Origin of the sequence: Vibrio sp. qd031, from assembly GCF_002100145.1 — a bacterium.
Classification (GTDB): domain Bacteria; phylum Pseudomonadota; class Gammaproteobacteria; order Enterobacterales; family Vibrionaceae; genus Vibrio.
In genome coordinates, this window is sequence record NZ_JXQD01000031.1 from 46,637 (window position 1) to 66,817 (window position 20,181).

General features: G+C 46.7%; 13 protein-coding genes and 1 riboswitch. Of the genes, 8 read left to right on the forward strand and 5 right to left on the reverse strand.

Annotated features, from left to right (window positions below):
- Nucleotides 1-11 precede the first annotated feature (11 nt).
- A complete protein-coding gene (gene putA, locus ST37_RS17605; RefSeq protein WP_084888846.1) occupies nt 12-3,140 on the reverse strand; it encodes a bifunctional proline dehydrogenase/L-glutamate gamma-semialdehyde dehydrogenase PutA in 3,129 nt (1,042 codons plus the stop codon).
- A 183-nt stretch (nt 3,141-3,323) separates the two neighbouring features.
- The gene (locus ST37_RS17610) at nt 3,324-4,094 is read right to left on the reverse strand and encodes an AraC family transcriptional regulator (protein ID WP_084888848.1); all 771 of its coding nucleotides are present in this window, start codon (nt 4,092-4,094) and stop codon (nt 3,324-3,326) included.
- A 324-nt stretch (nt 4,095-4,418) separates the two neighbouring features.
- Here ST37_RS17610 and ST37_RS17615 point away from each other — a divergent pair, with 324 nt between their 5' ends.
- The 4 genes from ST37_RS17615 (at nt 4,419) to ST37_RS17630 (ending at nt 11,316) form a co-directional block, all read left to right on the forward strand.
- Complete coding sequence (locus ST37_RS17615) at nt 4,419-5,519, forward strand: PEGA domain-containing protein (RefSeq protein WP_084888850.1); 1,101 nt, start codon at nt 4,419-4,421, stop codon at nt 5,517-5,519.
- Between the two features lie 129 nt (nt 5,520-5,648).
- Nucleotides 5,649-7,481: a formylglycine-generating enzyme family protein gene (locus ST37_RS17620; RefSeq protein ID WP_172401034.1), complete on the forward strand. Its 1,833-nt coding sequence runs from the start codon at nt 5,649-5,651 to the stop codon at nt 7,479-7,481.
- Between the two features lie 286 nt (nt 7,482-7,767).
- The gene (locus tag ST37_RS17625; protein WP_084888855.1) at nt 7,768-9,024 is read left to right on the forward strand and encodes a dicarboxylate/amino acid:cation symporter; all 1,257 of its coding nucleotides are present in this window, start codon (nt 7,768-7,770) and stop codon (nt 9,022-9,024) included.
- Nucleotides 9,025-9,201: 177 nt separating this feature from the next.
- Nucleotides 9,202-9,412: riboswitch (cobalamin riboswitch) on the forward strand.
- A 32-nt stretch (nt 9,413-9,444) separates the two neighbouring features.
- On the forward strand, nt 9,445-11,316 hold the full coding sequence (locus ST37_RS17630; RefSeq protein ID WP_172401035.1) for a TonB-dependent receptor: 1,872 nt from the start codon (nt 9,445-9,447) through the stop codon (nt 11,314-11,316).
- 72 nt (nt 11,317-11,388) lie between these two features.
- Here ST37_RS17630 and ST37_RS17635 read toward each other — a convergent pair whose 3' ends face one another.
- From ST37_RS17635 to pdxH, 3 genes are all read right to left on the reverse strand, one after another.
- A complete protein-coding gene (locus tag ST37_RS17635; RefSeq protein WP_084888859.1) occupies nt 11,389-12,243 on the reverse strand; it encodes a patatin family protein in 855 nt (284 codons plus the stop codon).
- A 104-nt stretch (nt 12,244-12,347) separates the two neighbouring features.
- Nucleotides 12,348-12,836 carry a GNAT family N-acetyltransferase gene (locus tag ST37_RS17640; protein WP_084888936.1) on the reverse strand — a complete coding sequence of 163 codons (489 nt, stop codon included), beginning with the start codon at nt 12,834-12,836 and terminating at the stop codon, nt 12,348-12,350.
- Between the two features lie 61 nt (nt 12,837-12,897).
- Nucleotides 12,898-13,533, reverse strand: coding sequence for a pyridoxamine 5'-phosphate oxidase (gene pdxH, locus ST37_RS17645; RefSeq protein WP_084888861.1), 636 nt, complete (start codon nt 13,531-13,533; stop codon nt 12,898-12,900).
- A gap of 428 nt (nt 13,534-13,961) precedes the next feature.
- Between pdxH and ST37_RS17650 the strand changes: the two genes are divergently transcribed.
- The 4 genes from ST37_RS17650 to ST37_RS17665 are packed head-to-tail and all read left to right on the forward strand — an operon-like array spanning nt 13,962 to nt 20,073.
- A complete protein-coding gene (locus ST37_RS17650) occupies nt 13,962-15,353 on the forward strand; it encodes an HlyD family type I secretion periplasmic adaptor subunit (RefSeq protein ID WP_084888863.1) in 1,392 nt (463 codons plus the stop codon).
- Nucleotides 15,354-15,362: 9 nt separating this feature from the next.
- A complete protein-coding gene (locus tag ST37_RS17655) occupies nt 15,363-16,019 on the forward strand; it encodes a transglutaminase-like cysteine peptidase (protein WP_084888865.1) in 657 nt (218 codons plus the stop codon).
- A 13-nt stretch (nt 16,020-16,032) separates the two neighbouring features.
- Nucleotides 16,033-17,943: an EAL domain-containing protein gene (locus ST37_RS17660; RefSeq protein ID WP_084888866.1), complete on the forward strand. Its 1,911-nt coding sequence runs from the start codon at nt 16,033-16,035 to the stop codon at nt 17,941-17,943.
- Nucleotides 17,944-17,958: 15 nt separating this feature from the next.
- Complete coding sequence (locus ST37_RS17665; protein WP_084888867.1) at nt 17,959-20,073, forward strand: type I secretion system permease/ATPase; 2,115 nt, start codon at nt 17,959-17,961, stop codon at nt 20,071-20,073.
- Nucleotides 20,074-20,181: the final 108 nt, after the last annotated feature.

Sequence of the window (20,181 nt, forward strand, 5' to 3'; positions counted from 1 at the left end):
TAGATCTCCAATTACTGCCAACGACTTGCACTAAAACGCGCTAAGTATCTCGGGCCACCCGCTTTAGGGCCAGTCCCAGACAATCCCTGCCCGCCAAAGGGCTGGACACCAACAACCGCTCCCACCTGATCTCTATTGATGTAGCAGTTTCCAACCCGAGCGTGTCTTTCTATCCAGCGATACGTGGTTTCATTTCGGCTGTGAACACCCAATGTCAGGCCGAAGCCTGTCTGATTGATTGCGTCGACCACTTGGGGCAACTGATCCGATTTAAAGTGAATGATGTGCATGATTGGGCCAAACATCTCTTGTTCCAGTTGGGCAATAGAATCTAAGCGAATCACTGTTGGTGGGACAAAATCACCCTGCGCGCAGACATCACCGATCTCTAACTGAGCAATCACGCTGTGTTGATGGTGTTGAATGTGTTGCAGCAGTTTCTGTTTTGCCGCGTTATCAATGACCGGTCCAACATCCGTTGAATGATGATATGGGATGCCAATGCTCAACTGCTCCATTGCACCTTTAATTAAGGTCTCTATTCTTGGAGCGATATCTTCTTGTACATATAAGACACGCAGCGCTGAGCAGCGCTGGCCAGCCGATGCAAACGCCGATCGAACAGCATCTTGAACAACTTGTTCTGGTAAGGCCGTGCTGTCGACAATCATCGCATTTTGGCCACCGGTTTCAGCAATCAGAGGGACACTACCGACTCCTCGTGCACTCAAACTGCGGTTGATTGCTTGCGCAGTTTGAGTGGAACCGGTAAATGCCACGCCCGCGACACTTAGATTGGATGTGAGTGACTGCCCCAACTCCCTGCCACTTCCAAGAATCAATTGGATGGCCTGTTTAGGAAAGCCAACTTCTAACATAAGCTCAACAGTGCGAAAAGCGATCAAACTGGTTTGCTCTGCAGGTTTTGCAACGACAGTGTTGCCTGTGACTAGTGCTGCACTAATTTGCCCCAAAAATATCGCTAGCGGGAAATTCCATGGACTGATACACACAAACACTCCTCGGCCATCGTAATGCATCGTGCGAGTCGTTCCATCAAATGAAGCCATAACTTCCGGCGTTAGCTTTAGCGATTGATTGGCGTAGTAACGACAAAAATCGACCGCTTCTCTCACTTCATCAATACTGTCATGAATGGTTTTTCCGGCTTCCATATGACATAGGGCGACCAACTCTTCCATATGTTCTTCTAGCTTGTTGGCGAGTTGATCGAGTAACGCACTTCGTTGTTGTCGAGGCGTGCTATTCCAAGTTGGCTGATAAGACTGAGCAAGGTCAAAAGCTTCGGAAACATGATCAAGGTTAGCCGGTGTCCAACGCCCCACTTTTACTCGACGATCAAACGGCGCGCAGACATCAATACTCGCGTGCTCTTCCTTGATCATGCTTTCGTGATTGGCCACACCATTTACAATTGAACACGCCTGCCAATGATGACCTAAAAAGTGTTCGACACTGCGCTCAAAAGGTAAGCGCTCACTATCTACATCGATATTGATGCCTCTAGAATTTTTTCTATCTTCAAAGATCTCTAGTGGAAGTGGGATCTTGTCATTGAATAGCTGGCTCTGACGCTCGATTGCTGTGACTGGATGTTCGGTCAACTCTTCAATGGGGCATGTCGCATCAACGAGTCGATGGACAAAAGAGCTATTGGCACCATTTTCCAATAGTCGACGCACCAAGTAGGGCAATAGGTCTTTATGGCTGCCGACAGGTGCATAAATTCGAACGCGCTGTTCATACGCCGCAATAGCATGTTCGTATAACGCCTCTCCCATGCCATGCAGTCGTTGAAATTCATAGTCACCGTGTTTAGCCATTGACGCTATGGCACTGACCGTGTGTGCATTGTGACTGGCGAATTGCGGAAATAGCGCACCTCGAACCGAGTCACTCAATAGAAAACGAGCACACGCTAAATAGGAGACATCCGTCCCTTCTTTGCGCGTAAATACGGGGTAATTGTGATAACCCGCTTGCTGAGACCATTTTATTTCACTGTCCCAATAGGCACCTTTCACCAACCGCACTGGAATGGTGTCGCCCATCTCTTTTGCCAGTGCCGTTAGCCAAGCCAACACAGGAAGTGCACGTTTAGAATATGCCTGAACCACCAAGCCCAGCTTACCCCAGCGCCGAACCGCTTCATTTCTATAGACTTTTTCAAACAGACGTAAACTGAGCTCGAGCCTATCGGCTTCTTCTGCGTCAATGGTGATAGCAACATCTTGTGCAATCGCCCGCTTAACAAGGCTCAATAATGTGCTAAATAATTCGTCCATGACTCGCGCTTCGCAAGCCACTTCATAACGAGGATGCAGCGCTGACAGTTTTATAGAAACCGAAGGGGCAGGATCAACCTGATGCTGCCTCGTATGCGCACCGACTTCGTCGATCGCACCCAAATACGCATCATAATATTTCTTCGAATCCTGCTCGGTGAGAGCCGCTTCCCCCAACATATCGTACGAGTAGGTTTGGCCCTTTTTCATCGCCGATTTGCCGTTGGATTGGGCTTCAGCGATTGTGCGGCCAAGGACAAACTGGTGCCCCATTATTTTCATTGCTTGTTGCATCGCCTTTCTGACTACAGGCTCAGAAAGCTTATTGACCAAACCGCCGAGAGCCGAACTGGCTGAAGCGTTGCCCTGAGGAGCAATACCCACGACTTTGCCGGTCAACATTAGACCCCAGGTGGAGGCATTGACGAATACAGAGTCGGAGCGTTTAAGATGCGACTTCCAATCTGCAACTGTCAGCTTATCTTTAATGAGTGCATCTGCCGTGGCTTTGTCGGGGATGCGCATTAATGCTTCAGCAAGGCACATCAATAAAATGCCCTCCTGGGTATCCAGACTATATTCCAACAACAGTGCATCAATCATCTGAATGGCGTTTTTATCTGCACGGATTGCTTCAATCAAACGAGTCGTAGAAAGCGCTATAGTCTGACTTTCGTCTTCAGTGGGTGTTGCTACGGGGATCAGTTGCTGTAACCACGCCGATTCATCAACGCTGTACATTGGAGAGATTTGTTGCCACAAAGATTGAACCAAATCGCTACTCGATGACTGGTCAAAATACCCTGGTGCAAGCAAATGCGATGCAGTAAACATGTCAACTCCTCACAGTAATTTATGCGCGCCAATTGTTGCCCTTTTGCAGGGCGTGGCACGTTAGTGTCGTGAGACGCAGTGTAATTGGATAGCAACGCGTAAAATTGCAAAATTCTCGGCCATGATTGCAATATTCTTCACAACCTAACAAACCTAGAACAACCTCTCACATTTTGCTCACAACTATGGCAATTTGTTGGCAGATGTAGGAATGAGTGATTGGAATTTTGCCGGTGTCACCCCAACCGCTTTTTTAAAGCTATTGGTCATCGCGCTTTGGCTACTGTAACCGCATTGCTGGGCTATTTGAGACAGAGGTAGATCGGTCAGCAGCAAACACTGCTTAACCTCTTCAATACGTAACTGAGAGACATAATGCGCTGGTGTAATGCCCATTTGCTGCTTAAAACGGGTGTAAAACTGGCTGTCGCTCAGATACACCAATGCAGCAAGTTGTGGAACCGTGAGTTTGCTCCCCAAATGTCGTCGAACGTAAGCTTCGATGACCAAAATATCGAGCTTAGACTCTCTAAACTGACGCTCAAAAGTTTGGCTACGGCGCGCGACAAGAGTCAGCATTGTTTGCTGACAGGTTTGCAGCAGAATAGCGTCACTAGGATCACTGCGCGTTTGCGCCAACAACATGGCAATGAGTTGCTGCACTTGAGCATCGAGTTGAAAAAAGGCTGGTGAATGCGTATCACCCAATGAGGAGGTCACTCCCGGCTGATTAAGCACCAAAATTCGAGAATCGTCCGACAGGGCCGCATACTGATGCGGCAAAAACGCATCCACGGCACAGCCTTGCCCAGGCAAGATTTGCCTTGGCTCACCATTCACTTCCATCAACGACACCCCTTCTAATCCAACCACCACTTGCGAGTGCTCGTGATGATGAGAATGGGCCTGTTCTGGTAGCGTGATCAAATCGATTAAAGGAAGTCGTTGCAGCATACTGTATTTTGAAAGCTATTCACCGTATAGTGTGCATCAAACCCTAAACAGAGCGATCTGGTTAAGACTTTTTTACTTCTAATCTATGGAAGAATGATCAAGCGCACACTAATTACGGTAAACGCTTGCTCAACCCCCTTAAAAAAGGATTTACTCAATCGATCAGTTTAGAACTTTTACACCCATTAGTATGAATATTAGTGGTATATTATTTGCTTCTACTATTTACTTTCAGCTTGACTGGCAATGACCATCAATTGGATGATGACTATTGCTATCGGCCGTTAAAAAATAACTAATAATGACATATTTTGGCAAGGAACTATGATGAGATGTCGACAGTCAGCGCTGCTTGTTGCGCTGTTATCCACGCTAACCGCGACCAGCTATGCTGCCACTGAGAACCGCTCTCCTGTAGATCCGGTTTCCGCAATTACGCAAGATATTGAACAAAAAAGAACTGATATCGTCGCAATCGATGCGGTAGTCGCTCAAGAAGCTGACGCCCTCAGCGAACTGCAACAAAATAGCGTCATCTTAAGTCGTCAATACAATGATCTAGAAACGCGCCTAAACCGTGCAAAATCAGAACTCGACAAGCAGTACGCTCGCCTTCTCGAAGATCCAGATGTCGATCTCTCTAGCTTTCAAAAACGCTATCAAGAGACATGGGCTCAAATTAAAGAGAACCAACGTCTACAGCTTGAAACCAAGCAAAAAATAGCCGAAAGCGAACTCAAGGTTAGCCAAACTAAGCAGAAAAAAGCGCGTCTCTACAGCGAACTAGAAAACCTACGCGAAGCAAAAGTGGGGGCACGAGTTAAACGCATCAACAGTGAATTGCGTGAAAGCTCTGTTGTTGAGACTAGCTACCAAACAACCTGTTCAAGTACGATGACCCTAGGTGAATGTAGTAACCAAGGACGTCATCTCAACAAACAAAAAGCGGTTAACGAATTCAAAACCCAGTTGATTGCCAAGCTCACCGAAACCAATCTTGCTAAGCAACATATTGAAGGTGTGCAGCTGAATATTCATATTCAAGAAAGCCAGTTTTTGACCAGCGGTTTTACCGGAAGCAATGGTTACTACACAGAGCTACAAGCTCAACTGCAAGCCAAGCCAGATACTACGGCCGCATGTACGTTACTCAACGTGGCAAATCGCTACTGCTTAAACAACAGCACCCAGACGAAGAAAAATGACAAAGAGTGGGCGAACATTACTGTTCGTTCTGATCAGTATAACGATCGTGTCACGATTAATGGTGTCAGTTACGGCAGCACGCCGGTTGAAATTGTACTGCCATCGGGTCAGCATCAGATTTCTGTTACAAAAGATGGTTACGAAACATACAACCGTAAAGTAAGTGTAAATGGTAACGACACCATTTGGGTGAAATTATCACCGTCTAAAGAAGGTTAGCCCTTCTAAAACAGAGACTTTTGCGCTTCTAACGCCACTATGTTCACATCTGCATCGATTGCACGTTGTGACCTAGTGGCGATTTTGTATAGAATACGGGATATTCAACTTTCGTTTAGCTATTGGAACATGCGCCAAGGATTATCAGCACTATGTAGTGCACTGCTTTTATGTGGTGCAGCAAGCGTCAATGCGGCAGAAGAGACGACTCAATCCGTCGATCCGGTCGCTCAAGCACTGCTTGCCATTGAACAACAACAAGCGGAAGTTACCAGTACCGGTACCGAGCTCGACTTAATCAAGCAATCTCTTGATAACGCCAAGAGTAAACAGTCACGTCTCAAAAATGAAGCCATAGAACTTGAGAAGCGACGTCAGTCTGCACAGACTAATTTGGATCGCGACTATGCGCGTATGCTTGAAGAGCCCGACCTCGATATTGCCGCGTCCCAGCGTGCTTACCAACAGACTTGGGAAGCCATTAAAGACCACCAGCAATCGGTACTTAATAACCAACATCAAGTCCATGAGTTAACGGCGTCGTTACTGCTTGCTCAAGCTCAGCAAAAACGAAACCTCGAGGCGCTTGAGCAAGTCAAAGAAGAGCACATCCGTGCTCGCGTGACTCGATTAAGAACAGAGCTTAGCACTGGAGAAATCGCAAACGTCGATTTTACTCACGACTGCGACACGTCAATGACGATCGCTCAGTGTGCTGATCAAAGCCAAACCCTTGCGGTTCAAAAAGCGGTGAGCCAGTATCAAGACAAACTGATCTCAGCCACCACCGAAACCAAGCAGGTTAAACGTCACTTGGGAGAAGCCTCTCTCAATATCCACGTTGTCGGTAAAGACGTAAAACAGGCCCAGTTATTTGGTGATAACAAGTACCGCACTGAACTTGATATTCGATTGGAAACTCGACTTGCAACCAATGCACCATGTCGCCTATTGGACGTAGAGTCTCGATACTGCTTTGCACCAAGTAATAACAGTAACGAAACAAGCCAAAGCCAAGAAGTTCAGTGGGTCAATCTAACGATTCGTTCAAACCAATACGATGATCAAGTGTGGGTTGATGGTGTGTCTTACGGAAGCACACCCATTGACGTGATGCTTCCTGTAGGTATCCACCGCGTTACCGTTTCCAAAGAAGGCTATAAGTCGTTTAACCAAGACCTCACTATTCGAACGGATCATACGTTGCGTGCGGTTTTACGCGAACACAGTAACCTGCCAAAATCTGGCAAGACGTTTGCGGACAAACTCAAAGATAAAAGTAACGGCCCAACCATGGTAGTGATCCAACGTGGTGAATACGCTGTCGGTGACAACGCCAGTGAAACAGCCCTCATTAAGCGCTCGTATGCGATTGGTCAAGCTCCTGTCACCGTGGCTCAATTTGGTCGATTTGTCGAAGAAGCCGGTTACCAAACCGATCCAGAAGTGAACAAAAGCTGCCTAGAGTTTGCCACTAGCACACTGACGCCAAAAGTGAACAGTAGCTGGCGCAGCCCTGGTTTTAAACAACAAGGAGACTCTCCGGTTGTTTGCCTATCACGGACTGACGCACAGACTTATGCCTCATGGCTGTCAAGCCAAACGGGATTTAAGTATCGCTTACCGACTGTGTACGAATGGGAAGTTGCGGCACGAGCGGGAAGCGACACGCAATATTGGTGGGGCGACGAGTTTGGAACGAGCCGAGCCAACACAGGCTGGGGCGGAACTAATTGGTCAAACCTTAGCAGCTCTCCGGTAAAAAGCTTCAGCGCGAACGCTTGGGGCCTCTACGACACGGTCGGCAACGTATGGGAATGGACTAATTCTCCAGAAGGCGTTGCTAAAGGGGGCGCATGGAGCTTTGCACCAAGCAAAGCAACAGCATCAGAGCAGCTGTATGTGAACCCTAACTCTGGCGCGAATTTCTTAGGCTTACGCTTAGTGCGAGAAATTAATTAGCGCTACCATTTAGTTCACGTTTAATTCAATTAAGGCCTTTCATTGTGATGAAAGGCCTTTTCTTTCTTACCAACTCCCACTCATCCCCAACGCCCCCCCCCTAAAAACAACTCAGAAATTGCCCTCAATCCCGTTTTTATTCTATCAACCTATAAAAAGTGTGAGCTTCCGCACTGCACAACATTCTATAAGCTGAAAGAATCTGTGCGAACTTTTAAACCATAAAATATAAAAAAATAGGTTTAATTAACTATTTATTTGCATAATCACAACACAAGGTACAATAATGATCAATAAAAAACGATATCTCAACAATATCGGAGTTCAAGTCGTCATCGCGATGATTGTGGGTACTCTCGTCGGTGCTCTCATGGGCGAAACTGCGGCTGTTTTTGCCCCTCTTGGTGCTATCTTTATCAGCTTAATTAAAATGCTAGTGATCCCGCTGGTCGCCGTTGCGCTAATTTCTGGTGCAGCTGGATTGGGTAACAGTCAATCTGCCGGTAAAGTGGGCGTTGTGACTCTAGGCTACTTTGCACTCACCAGTGCTTTAGCGGTTGCGTTAGCCCTAGTTATGGGTGAAGTGTTTAAGCCAGGTGTTAACATCGACATCGCTGGCATCGAGAACATGTTCTCAGCAGAATATGCGTCTCAAGGAGAGCTACCTACATTTTGGGCGACCGTTATTGGTATGATCCCAACCAACATTTTCCAGTCTCTCAATGAAGCGAATATTCTTCAAATCTTAGTGTTCTGCCTATTCTTCGGTATTGCGCTATCAAAACAAACAAAAGAGAAACGCGATCCGATTATCAGCGGTGTAAACACCGTTGTTGATGCAATGGTATGGATGATCAACAAAGTGATGATCATTGCTCCTCTTGGCGTATTTGGCCTGATGGCAGAAGCGGTTGGCACCTTTGGTTTTGGCGCGTTGATGGTGGTATTCAAGCTATTTGTTGTTTACGTCGCAGCGATCTTAATCTTTGGTTTTGTCGCTTACCCTCTTATGGTGCAAATCTTTACCAAAACATCGGCGAAGAAGTTCTTGTCGGTAATGAAAAAGCCGCAAGCGGTCGCCCTGTCTACAGCATCTTCTATGGCCACTCTGCCTGTGACTATGGACGCGGTTGAACACGACCTTAAAGTACGCAATTCAACGGCGTCTTTCGTACTACCACTGGGTGCGACAATCAACATGTCGGGCAACGCGATTTACTACGGCTTGGTCGCTATCTTCTTTGCTCAGCTGTTTAATATCGACTTGTCGATGGGCGCGTACGTTGCGATCATTCTAACGTCGACGCTAGGCGCTGTTGGCCAAGCAGGTGTCCCTGGTCCGTCTTTCCTTGTTGTTGCAGTACTGATTGCAGCAGGTATCCCAATTGAAGGTCTACCACTGCTGTTCGCTTTGGACCGTGTATTTGACATGATCCGCACCGCATTGAACATCACCGGTGACGCAGCCTGTGCTGTGATTGTGGATGCGTTGATTGAAGAAGAAGATGCTCAAGCTCTTGATCTTGCTGAGCAGAACTCTTAATCGCAACACCAACAAATAGTCGTTAAGGCAGCCACTGGCTGCCTTTTTTGATTCAGTCACTCACCGACCAAAGCCATTTCCCTATGACTCAGTCATTGACCCTCCCCCCACGAAACGCGTAATTTCAACGCCAAAACATCAACTCAAACAAATAAATAGACATCCATACGTCTAACTATTACACTGCCTTTCGCTGGTCTCCGATTGTCACAACAAACGGATCTAACAGGGAATCTGGTGCAATTCCAGAACTGACGCGCAGCGGTAATAGAGAACAAGCGTTCATTCGCACACTGTCTTATGGAAATTAGGCGGGAAGTGGAACGTAAGGTGGGTGATTCACCCGTGCTCTTAAGTCCGAATACCAACCAGTGAACGGGGATGGATATCCCTTCAAACTACGCGATTTTAGGATACAAAATGAAAATCACACCTTTAGCGAGCAAGGTTGCATCGCTGTGCCTTTGTGCGCCACTTTTTACAAGCCCATTCGTATTTGCTCAAGATACATCTGATGAACCCGTTGAACTCCAAATTTCGTATGCCGCGAACCGAATGGAACAACCAAAAACCTCAGTTTTGGCTTCGATTGACATTATCGAGCGCGAAGATATTGAGAAAATGCAAGCAGATAGCGTTTACGATGTTATAGCCACCCTTCCAGGTGTAGAAATTGTACCGCAAGGAACAAAAGGTTCCTCGTCTACAGGAATATTTCTTCGTGGAACGGAAACGAATAAGACACTAATCTTAGTTAACGGCGCTCGAGTTAATAAATCGACTAGCGGAACTTCCTCGATCGGCCTGATTCCAGCTTTTGCAATCGAGAAGATTGAGGTTATTCGAGGCCCGCGTGCAGCAATATATGGTTCGGATGCAATGGGGGGGGTTATCGCAATCACGACCATTCCTGAGTCTCAACAATCGCAACATGAAGTAGAATTAGCTGGTGGGAGTAACTACTACAATTTCCAAGGCTGGAAGTCTTCTGGACAAATCTCTGATAACACGTTTGGCCACTTCATTGCTAGCCGCGAAGCCGACAAAGGTTATGACACCTACAGTAGTGGCGAAGACGAAAACTACGGCTATAGTAGCCAGTCGTTTTTCGGCGGTATCGAGCACACCTTCACTGAACGATGGTCACTAGCCGTAAATGGTTACTATCAGTCAAACTATGATGAATACCAAGGCTACACATCGAAAGATAAAAACGAAGAAGAATCAGCCGGTTTAGCAAGTGCCTTACAATATGCTCGCGACAATTACACCTCATCATTGAGTTTGGACTACACAAGCAGTGATAGTAGCACTTCACCTGTTGATAATGGCAGCGCACCAGCCACTGTCGATTCGAAACGAACTTCATTCTCTTGGTTTAATAGTTACCTAGCCACTAACTGGCTAACGGTAAATGGTGGCTTAGATCATTACTCTGAATCGGCACACTTGGGAGGCATATACAACGACTTTGATGAGACTAACAGGGACAACACAGGTATTTATGCCAGTGCGCTATTCGATTATCAATCAGTGTTAGCTGAAGCAAGTTTACGCCATGATGAAAGCAGTGCCTACGGTGGTAATACAACTTGGAACGCAGCGTTAGGCTACTACTTTTCGGAGTATTTAACAGCGTCGGCGAGTTATGGTACTGCATTTGTAGCGCCTACTTTTGCCGACCTCTATTGGCCCATGTTTGGAAACCCTGACTTAAAACCACAAGAGTCAGATTCAGTAGAGTTTTCGCTTAAGGGTAAAGTTAACAGTTTCGATTGGTCTGCAACCGCCTACCATACAAAAATTCAAGATCTAATCGTTGTAAGTAATGATACTGAAAACATTGATAACGCAACAATTAAAGGTATTGAATTGGACCTTGCATTCAGTACTGGTGATGTAAATCACAGGTTAGTAGCGGATCTAAAAGACCCTGTAGATGAAAGCGACGGTTCCCAACTAATTAGACGAGCTAAGCAAAATTACACCTGGCAGGCAAACTACACCTTTGATAAATTCGATTTTGTCTTGATCTCTCAATATATCGGAGAGCGTAAAGACAACGAGTGGATATGTGACGCATTCTTTAATTGTGTCACCAATGAGGTTGACTTAGACGCCTACCTAAAAGTTGATTTTGGTGCAACTTACCGGATAACTCCGAAGTTAAAAACCACCTTCAAAGTCGATAACTTATTTGACAAAGAGTACGCATACTCTAAAGATGACTTTGGTGGATACATTGTGGGTCAAGAACGAAGCTACTACGCGGGTATTAACTACTTGTTTTAACTATTGACGATGTAGCAAATAATATCGGCGCGTTTTGCGCCGATATTACTTTTTAGTTCTAAACAGTTTAACTTACGCAGCACCTGCTCTCGCTGCCGATACGCCCATCTGATATCCCTCCTCCAAAATCTCCACGTCCGTCGTTAACCTCCCAACCCGAAATTCAGGCGGTGGTGCAATCACATTGATTTTGCAATCTGCTGGAGGGTTTTCAATAAAATCGATGGCAGTATTATAGTTTTGCGCGCGACGTAGCATAGCTTGGGCTAACACTGGTTGCTGCTTTAACAGCGCTTTGACTAGCCAACCGGCTTTAGTAGGCTTTTTGCGATATCCGAGCGGTCGCGACAATACAACAGTAATCTCCTTCGCCCCCATTTCGTATGCTTTGATCACCGGAATAGAATCGGCTATGCCGCCATCGGTCATCTCCTGCCCAAGATGTTTCGGAAAGCGGCGAAATGCCAAGGGGACCGAGCAAGACGCCTTTAAAAGCTCTTCCAATGTTTCATTATCACCTTGATGGTACTCGGCTTTTCCTGTTGCGATGTTGGTGGTCACCACATAAAAAGGCATACTTTGCTGGTTGTAGGCGTCCATATCGAACGGGCAGTCGGTCGCTAATATATTCCACAGCCAATCTAAATCTAACCAGTGACCGCCTTTGACAAAGCGCCTGAAGCTAATGAACTCTGGCATACAGGAGAAGTGGGTGATAATGCGGTAGTTACGTTGTTTTTGCCCAGACAGCCATGACGCCAACGCTGTTGACCCGGCAGACACCCCAATACAGAAATCAAAAGGGTTGTATCCCCTGTCTAAATAGTCGTCGAGTACGCCAGTGGCAAAGATGCCACGCATAGCGCCCCCTTCAACTACTAATGCGTGCGTAGCGCAAGGTTGGTTTACCGATGATGAGTTAGGCATAGCAGAAGCTCTCAGCGTCCTTGTTTTCATTTAACATACTGATAACTAGCCTAAAGGGTTTTTACTCTAGACACAACTTCACGATGTGGATGTCCGAGGGTAAATTATAGGGTTTTCTGCATCCACACATCACACCCATTGTGGATAGTGCCGGGCATAGGTTGGTCGAGGTGCTCGAAACCAAACTTTTGATACAGACGAATAGCCGATAACATGCTCGATAACGTATCGAGATAGCATTGGGTGTAACCTTGCTGCACGGCAAATTCTAAACACATTGCTGTCAGCTTTCTCCCCAAGCCTAGAGCGCGATACTCAGGTAAAATAAACAGTTTTCTGAGCTCACACGTCTCTGGGTTAGGCGCCCCCTCAAAAGCGGCCACACCACACCCGCCAACCACTTTGTCGCCAACGAGTGCGACATAGTAAACACTCTTATTAGCTTGGTTGTAGTGTTGGCTCATTTGGTCCACTTCCGCATCTGACGGACCAAATCCATCCCCTACCGCGCCAAACTCCTCGCCCACTTGTCGAATAATCTCAGCAATAGCTTGGTCGTGAACGGGCTGAATAGGTTCAATTGTTAACGTCATTTTAGCTGCAGTGTCATCCATTTGAGTCTCCTAATGGTATGGTCGCGTTAGATCGGTGTTTTTATGGCGCGAGTCGCTCTATCTGCCACGCATCGTCTTCACGTGTATACACAAAGCGATCATGCATGCGATGAGCGCCACCTTGCCAAAACTCTATCGACTCTGGTATCACCCTATATCCGCCCCAAAACGCCGGCACAGGCACTTCACCTTTCTGGAATTTTTTCTTTAATTCCAAAAACTTACCCTCCAACACCCCCCGTGCTGAAATGCGTGAACTTTGTTTGCTGGCCCATGCTGCAATTTGGCTTTCGTGGGGGCGACTTAAAAAGTACTTCATATTTTCAGCGGCGCTGAGTTTTTCTACACGCCCCGTAATGTGCACTTGTCGCTCTAACGGGTGCCAAGGGAAATGCAGACTAATATTTGGATTGTTTTGAAGATGTTTGGCTTTGCGGCTTTCAAAGTTGGTGTAAAACACAAACCCCTGCGCGTCGACATTTTTGAGTAGCACAATACGTTGAAACGGCATGCCTCTCTCGTCGACGGTCGCGGTTGTCATGGCGGTTGGATCCGTTAACTGCGCCTTCACTGCCTGCTCTAACCAATGATTGAAAAATTCGATCGGATCGTCGGTTAAGTCTTCTCGGCGGAGCCCACCTTGTAGGTAGTCTCTACGAATGTCCGCTAGTTTCATGCCATGTCTCCTGCTGTATGGGCGTGAATCGATACCATTGATGTTGTTCGCTTGCAACGCACTTTCGCGTACTGCAACTAGGCTGTATATGCGCCTTGTTTGCCACAAAGTGATTGAAGTTCTGTTACTTAGGATTGTGGAGTGAAGCGTTTTTAAATACAAGTTCAATTCAACAAATGGCGCACGCATCAATCATTCAACGTTAAATAGCGCCGCTGCGGTCTATTTTTTTTCCCAAATAGACCTTTGGAATGAGAAACCTGCCACGTTGGTACAACCCCGACTTAACATTTGTGTGATAACCTCGTAAAATCAGACGGTGTGCTGTAAAAGTTAAGGAGTACTTTGCAGCACGGTTCGGGCTTGTCTCTAGTTAGTTAGTGCCCACCCACTTTTCACCGTAGACATACGGGAGCACATGGAAGTATATGGACAAAAAAGATCTTAAGCGGCTCAGTTCAGACGAACTGGAATTTGTCGACGACAAAACCGCGGCAATTCTGTTAAATACCCCGTCTCACGCGCGTATTTTACTGTGGATATTGGTGCTGTTTTTTGGCTGCGCGATTGCTTGGGCGCACTGGGCAGAGATCGACAAAGTGACCGTGGGCTCTGGAAAAGTGATCCCAAGCTCTCAGTTGCAAGTGGTGCAAAACCTGGAAGGCGGCGTCGTTAAAGAGATCCTAGTTCGAGAGGGCACTCAAGTTGTCGAGGGCCAACAACTGTTGCTCATCGATGACACTCGCTTTCGATCAGACTTTCGAGAACGCGAACAACAGGTTCTCAACCTAACGGCGAGCGTTCTGCAACTTTCTGCATCCGTCAGCAGTGTGCAAATCAGCGAAGATGTGAACCTTAGTAATTGGAAGGAAAGTGTTGTCATCGAGCTAAACAAGCTTGCTTTCCCTCCCTCTTTTGAACGAGAAAACCCTCAACTTGCGGCTCGTCAAAAAGTGGAATACCGCCAAGATCTCCTCAATTTACGTAACCAAATCAGTCGTCTTGATCAGCAAGTGGCTCAAAAACAACAAGACCTCGTTGAGATAAAAGCCCGCATTCGTAGCTTAGAAGAGGGCTATCAGTTTGCTCAGGCAGAGCTAGAGCTTACTCAGCCGTTAGCCGATGAAGGCATTGTGCCTAAGGTCGAATTATTAAAGTTGCAGCGTCAAGTCAACGACACTAAGCGAGAGCTCACCTCTTCACAACTCACCGTACCGGTGCTTGAATCCGCCAGTCGTGAAGCGGTATTTGCGCGCATAGAAGCGGCGCAAAACTTTCGTTCTGAGCAACAAGAAAAACTCAATAACGTTCAAGATGAATTGTCTTCATTAACCGAATCGACCATTGGCCTGCAAGACAAGGTCAACAGAACCACGGTGATATCCCCGGTAACAGGCACAATTAAGAAACTGTATGTGAATACCGTGGGCGGCGTGGTTCAGCCTGGCATGGACATTGTAGAAATCGTCCCAACGGAAGATACCTTACTGGTTGAAGCCAACATACTCCCCAAAGACATCGCTTTTTTACGCCCAGGATTACCGGCTATTGTGAAATTTTCAGCGTATGACTTTACGCGCTATGGCGGCTTACAAGGACAACTTGAACACATCAGCGCCGATACTATTCAAGACGAAGAAGGTAACAGTTACTACTTGGTCAGAATACGCACCGACAAAACAGAGTTTGGCCAGCAGGGAGAGCTTCCAATCATCCCTGGTATGACGGCAACCGTAGACATTATTACCGGAAAACGAACTCTGCTCGATTACTTGCTTAAGCCGATTATTAGTACCGGCAGCAACGCGCTGAAAGAGTAGGAACACCCTTTGCGTTTTTGGATATGGCTATCACTGGCGTTATTAAGCAGCTTTACTGTAGCGCTAAACACGCAAGAGCAAAGGTGGGTATCCGCGGTCGAGTCGCTTTATGGTGAGGCTGCAGGTCGACGAGTCACTGCTTGGCGTAATTTAATTGCCGACCTGCATTCGCAGCCAGAACAGCAACAAATTGAGCAGGTGAATCAGTTTTTTAATCAGCTCAACTTTGTCGACGATATCGACTTGTGGGGTCAGAGTGACTACTGGGCGACCCCGCTTGAGTTTTTAGGCGCCAATGCAGGGGATTGTGAAGATTTTACTATCGCCAAATATTTTTCATTGCGTGAACTGGGTGTATCCGACAACAAACTACGCCTCATTTACGTAAAGGCATTAGAACTTAACCAATTTCATATGGTGTTGGCTTACTACTCCACCCCTAGTGCCGTACCAATCATATTGGACAACTTGAACAAATCTGTACTGCCCGCGACGGCTCGCAACGATTTACTGCCGATTTACAGCTTTAATGCTCAGCACCTTTGGATTATGAAAGAGAACCCATCAGGAAAACTTGCTGGAAACTCTTCTCGGTTGAGCTTATGGAACAATTTGCAACAGCGAGAGCGCGACCTGTCGCTCAAGCTGCCTGTATTAAAATACTGAACGAGTAACGATTATGACACTATCTCGACAACTGGTGATTGGAATGATTTTGGTCCTTACCCTGCTACTGAGCGCGGTATTTACCATTGAGTTTCGATCGACACAGAATTACCTGATTGAGCAGCAGCGCTCTGAAGTGCACAACACGATTAATACTGTAGGGTTGGCTCTCGCACCCTATTTACAGGATAACGATCATGTTGCCGCTGAGTCGGTCATAAACGCACTGTTTGATGGCAGCTCGTATTCGGTGGTTCGGTTGGTGTTTTTAGATGATGGTCACGAGATTGTTCGCTCTTACCCCATCACCGCAAGCCATACCCCAAAATGGTTTGTCGACCTTGGTCTGTTCTATCCACAACACGATAAACGTATCGTCACCAGTGGCTGGATGCAGTTGGCTGAAGTCGAAATTATCTCTCACCCAGGTCAAGCCTATGCTCAGCTATGGAAAACCGTAAACAATCTTGGACTGCTGTTTATTTCGACGCTGCTGTTTGGGGTGTTTGCAATTTCTGTATTGGTGCGTAAAGCACTCACCCCACTCAACGCCATTTCGACCAAAATGCGCCAAGTGGCAAACAAACAGTTTGGCGAACCTCTTCCTCTGCCAAACACTAAAGAGTTAATCCCTGTTGTGGCGGGCATTAACTCGATGGCAAAACAAGTTGAAGCCAGCTTTATTCAACAAGCCAACGAAGCGGAAGCCCTAAGACAACAAGCCTACATGGATCCTGTATCTAAACTTGGTAACCGTAGTTTCTATATGGGGCAAGTTACCCAATGGTTAGAAGAAAGTGCCACTGGTGGATTAGCACTTATCAAAGCACCTTTCATAAAAATCGCTTACGACGAACTCAATTACGAACAGGCCGATAAGTTAGTCAGCAATATGGGCGAGCATTTTGAAGCAACCCGTCCAACACAAGATACCGTTATAGCTCGACTCAACGTCGATGAATTCGCATTTATTATCCCTAATGTTGGCGAGCAAGAGCTGAAAGATATTTTTGATAACTTGTACAGCTACGCCACTAACCTGCGACCTGATCCTCTCGGTACAGCAGAGAAAGATTTATTCGCCGGGGTATTGTTTAACGATGGTCCAAGCGATAAAGGCGCAATATTGTCGCAGCTCGACAACGCATTGTCACTGGCGCTCTCTCAGCCAGAAATTAACTTTGGTTTCGTTGGCAGCAAGCAGCAGCACACCAGTTTGGGCAAGCAGCAATGGTTAACGGCGGTGCAAGAAGCGATCACCAATGACAGCGTCGCCTTTCGCTTTCAAGCGGCTAAAGATGCGCAAGGCAATATTTATCACCAAGAAGTCCTTTCCGCTATTGAAATCAATGGTGAGCGAGCAGGTGCGAATCAATTCCTGTTTGCTCTAGACCAACTCAAATCCGGAGCACTGTTTGATGAATACGTGATTGCCTCGATGATAGAAAAACTCGAGTCCAAAGAAATTACCACACCAATCGCAATCAACCTTACCCCAAGCACTATTGAGCAACCTAGCTTTATTCGCTGGTTGAATGACACGTTAGCCAAACACTCATCCATCTGCTCAATGCTGCACTTTGAGATCCCAGAAAGCAGCTTTATCGACAATCAACATCACACTGCGCTCCTTTGTCAGGCGATTGAACATCAAGGTGCGCTGTTTGGTATCGACCACTACGGCCGTCGTTTCCACAGTTTGGAATACATCAAACAGGCCAACCCTAATTACGTGAAGTTGGACTACTTGTACACGCACCAATTGGAAGACGAACAGCAAAAATTCACGTTAACCTCGGTGGCCCGTACTGCGCAAAACTTGGGTATTAAGACCATTGCGTCGCGAGTCGAGACTCAAGATCAGCTCGACTTTTTGTTGGAACACTATGTGGATGTGTTCCAAGGTTTCATTGTTAATCAATAAGCGGTTAGATTACTTATGCAAGATGCATTGCTTCACTCTCTTATCTATGTGAGCCGCTACTATGGGCTTTCAAATTCTCCCGAGGCACTGATTAACGGCTTGCCTCTTTCCGATGGGCAGCTCACCCCATTTTTATTCACTCGTGCTGCCAGCCGCGCTGGTCTGCTCGCCAAAGAGCATAAAAAATCTCTAGCCGATGTGTCGAATATTAGCTTACCCGCAGTATTACTGCTGGAATCTGGCCAAGCTTGTGTCTTGCTGAGCGTTGATATCGAGTCTCAACAAGCCGAAGTTGTCACTCCCGACTCTCATAACGTGCCAATTTCTCAACCTCTTAGTGAACTCGAGCAGCAATACATCGGCCGACTGTTTTTGCTTAAAAAACAATTTCAGTTTGATCAGCGCTCGCCAGAGGTATTGAAACCCAAAGAGGGGCACTGGTTCTGGGGGACGCTATTTCAATCCAAGCACATTTATCGTGATGTATTGATCGCAACGATACTCATCAACTTGTTTGCGTTAGCCACCCCCATGTTTACTCGATTGGTGTATGACAAAGTCGTCCCTAACCTTGCGTTTGATACGTTGTGGGTCCTCTCGTCAGGGGTGCTGGTGGTGTTCTTGTTTGACTTCGCACTTAAATCTCTACGCGCTTATTTTATTGATGTCGCCGGGAAAAAGTCGGATGTACTCATCTCATCCAAACTGTACGAGAAAGTACTGGGAATGAGAATGGAAGCTAAGCCGGCTTCAACGGGCGCCTTTGCCAAACATTTGCAAGAGTTCGAGTCCATTCGGGAGTTTTTTACCTCGGCAACCATTTCATCTCTGATAGACCTTCCTTTCGCCATTTTATTCTTGGTTGTAATTTGGCTTGTCGCTGGTCCTGTAGTGATTGTTCCGATCATTGGTATTGTGCTTCTATTAATCCACTCTTTGATTATTCAGGGGCCGCTGAGGCGCAGTATTGAGGAAGGGTCGAGGCTATCGTCGCAGAAATACGCAAACCTAGTAGAAAGCCTTGTTGGGCTTGAGTCGGTTAAGTTGTTTAATGCACAAAGTCACTTCCAGTATCGCTGGGAAGAAGCCGTCGCACACATGTCCAACTGGGCCATTAAATCTCGTCGCTTAACGGACTCTATTCAAAATAGCGCCTCTTTGGTTCAGCAGCTTTGTAGCGTTGGAATGATCATTGTGGGTGTGTATCTGATTTCGGAAGGCGAGTTGAGCATGGGTGGTTTGATTGCCGCGACAATGCTTAGCAGCCGAGCCATTGGCCCAATGATTCAAATCGCCGTGCTCTCAACACGTTACAACCAAGCCAAGTCTGCCATGACCATCATTGAGCAGATTATGCAAACGCCCGATGAACAAGTAGAAGGTCAGCGATACATTCACCGTCCTGTACTGCAAGGTAACATTGAACTTGAGAATGTGACGTTTAACTACCCAGAAGCACCGATGCCCTCAATCCGAAACCTATCATTGCGCATCAAACAAGGGGAAAAGGTCGCGGTGATTGGGCGTATTGGATCGGGCAAGACCACTCTAGAGCGCCTGATTATGGGATTGTATCTACCGACTCAAGGATACATTCGAATTGACGACACAGACATCTCCCAGCTACACCATGTCGACCTACGCCGAAATATTGGTTGCGTCCCTCAAGACACTCAACTGTTCTTTGGCAGCATTCGTGACAACATCACCTTGGGACAAACCATCGTGGATGACCGTGAAGTGATGGAAGCTGCGCAACGCGCCGGTGTTACCGCATTTACTCAGCAGGATCCTGCGGGACTAGAAAGACAAGTAGGAGAAAGCGGTCAAATGCTCTCTGGAGGCCAAAGACAATCTGTTGCTATTGCTCGCGCATTGCTTGGTCGTCCTCCGGTACTGATCATGGATGAGCCAACCAGCGCCATGGACAATCGCTCTGAGATGCACATTAAGACGCAACTGCGCCAGCTTAAAGACGATGAAACACTGTTATTGATCACCCACAAAACCAGCATGCTAGACGTTGTTGATCGGCTTATTGTTATGGAGAAAGGCGCTATTATCGCTGACGGCCCTAAAGAGCAAGTACTAAAAGACCTACAACAAGGCAAAGTCAAAGGTAGCAGTTAACGTCGGTTAGAATAACTGCCAAGCTATAGCTACATTAAGCCCCTCTTGATTTGATGCAGAGGGGCTTTTTTATAGGCAGTAATTAGTCTCAGATTTTGGGTGTAAATT

Coding starts and splice junctions, on each gene's coding strand:
- ST37_RS17625 (WP_084888855.1), top strand. CDS start 7,768: ATGATCAATAAAAAACGATATCTCAACAATATCGGAGTTCAAGTCGTC.
- ST37_RS17660 (WP_084888866.1), top strand. CDS start 16,033: ATGACACTATCTCGACAACTGGTGATTGGAATGATTTTGGTCCTTACC.
- ST37_RS17665 (WP_084888867.1), top strand. CDS start 17,959: ATGCAAGATGCATTGCTTCACTCTCTTATCTATGTGAGCCGCTACTAT.
- ST37_RS17615 (WP_084888850.1), top strand. CDS start 4,419: ATGATGAGATGTCGACAGTCAGCGCTGCTTGTTGCGCTGTTATCCACG.
- pdxH (WP_084888861.1), bottom strand. CDS start 13,533: ATGAAACTAGCGGACATTCGTAGAGACTACCTACAAGGTGGGCTCCGC.
- ST37_RS17635 (WP_084888859.1), bottom strand. CDS start 12,243: ATGCCTAACTCATCATCGGTAAACCAACCTTGCGCTACGCACGCATTA.
- ST37_RS17640 (WP_084888936.1), bottom strand. CDS start 12,836: ATGACGTTAACAATTGAACCTATTCAGCCCGTTCACGACCAAGCTATT.
- ST37_RS17620 (WP_172401034.1), top strand. CDS start 5,649: ATGCGCCAAGGATTATCAGCACTATGTAGTGCACTGCTTTTATGTGGT.
- putA (WP_084888846.1), bottom strand. CDS start 3,140: ATGTTTACTGCATCGCATTTGCTTGCACCAGGGTATTTTGACCAGTCA.
- ST37_RS17630 (WP_172401035.1), top strand. CDS start 9,445: ATGAAAATCACACCTTTAGCGAGCAAGGTTGCATCGCTGTGCCTTTGT.
- ST37_RS17610 (WP_084888848.1), bottom strand. CDS start 4,094: ATGCTGCAACGACTTCCTTTAATCGATTTGATCACGCTACCAGAACAG.
- ST37_RS17650 (WP_084888863.1), top strand. CDS start 13,962: ATGGACAAAAAAGATCTTAAGCGGCTCAGTTCAGACGAACTGGAATTT.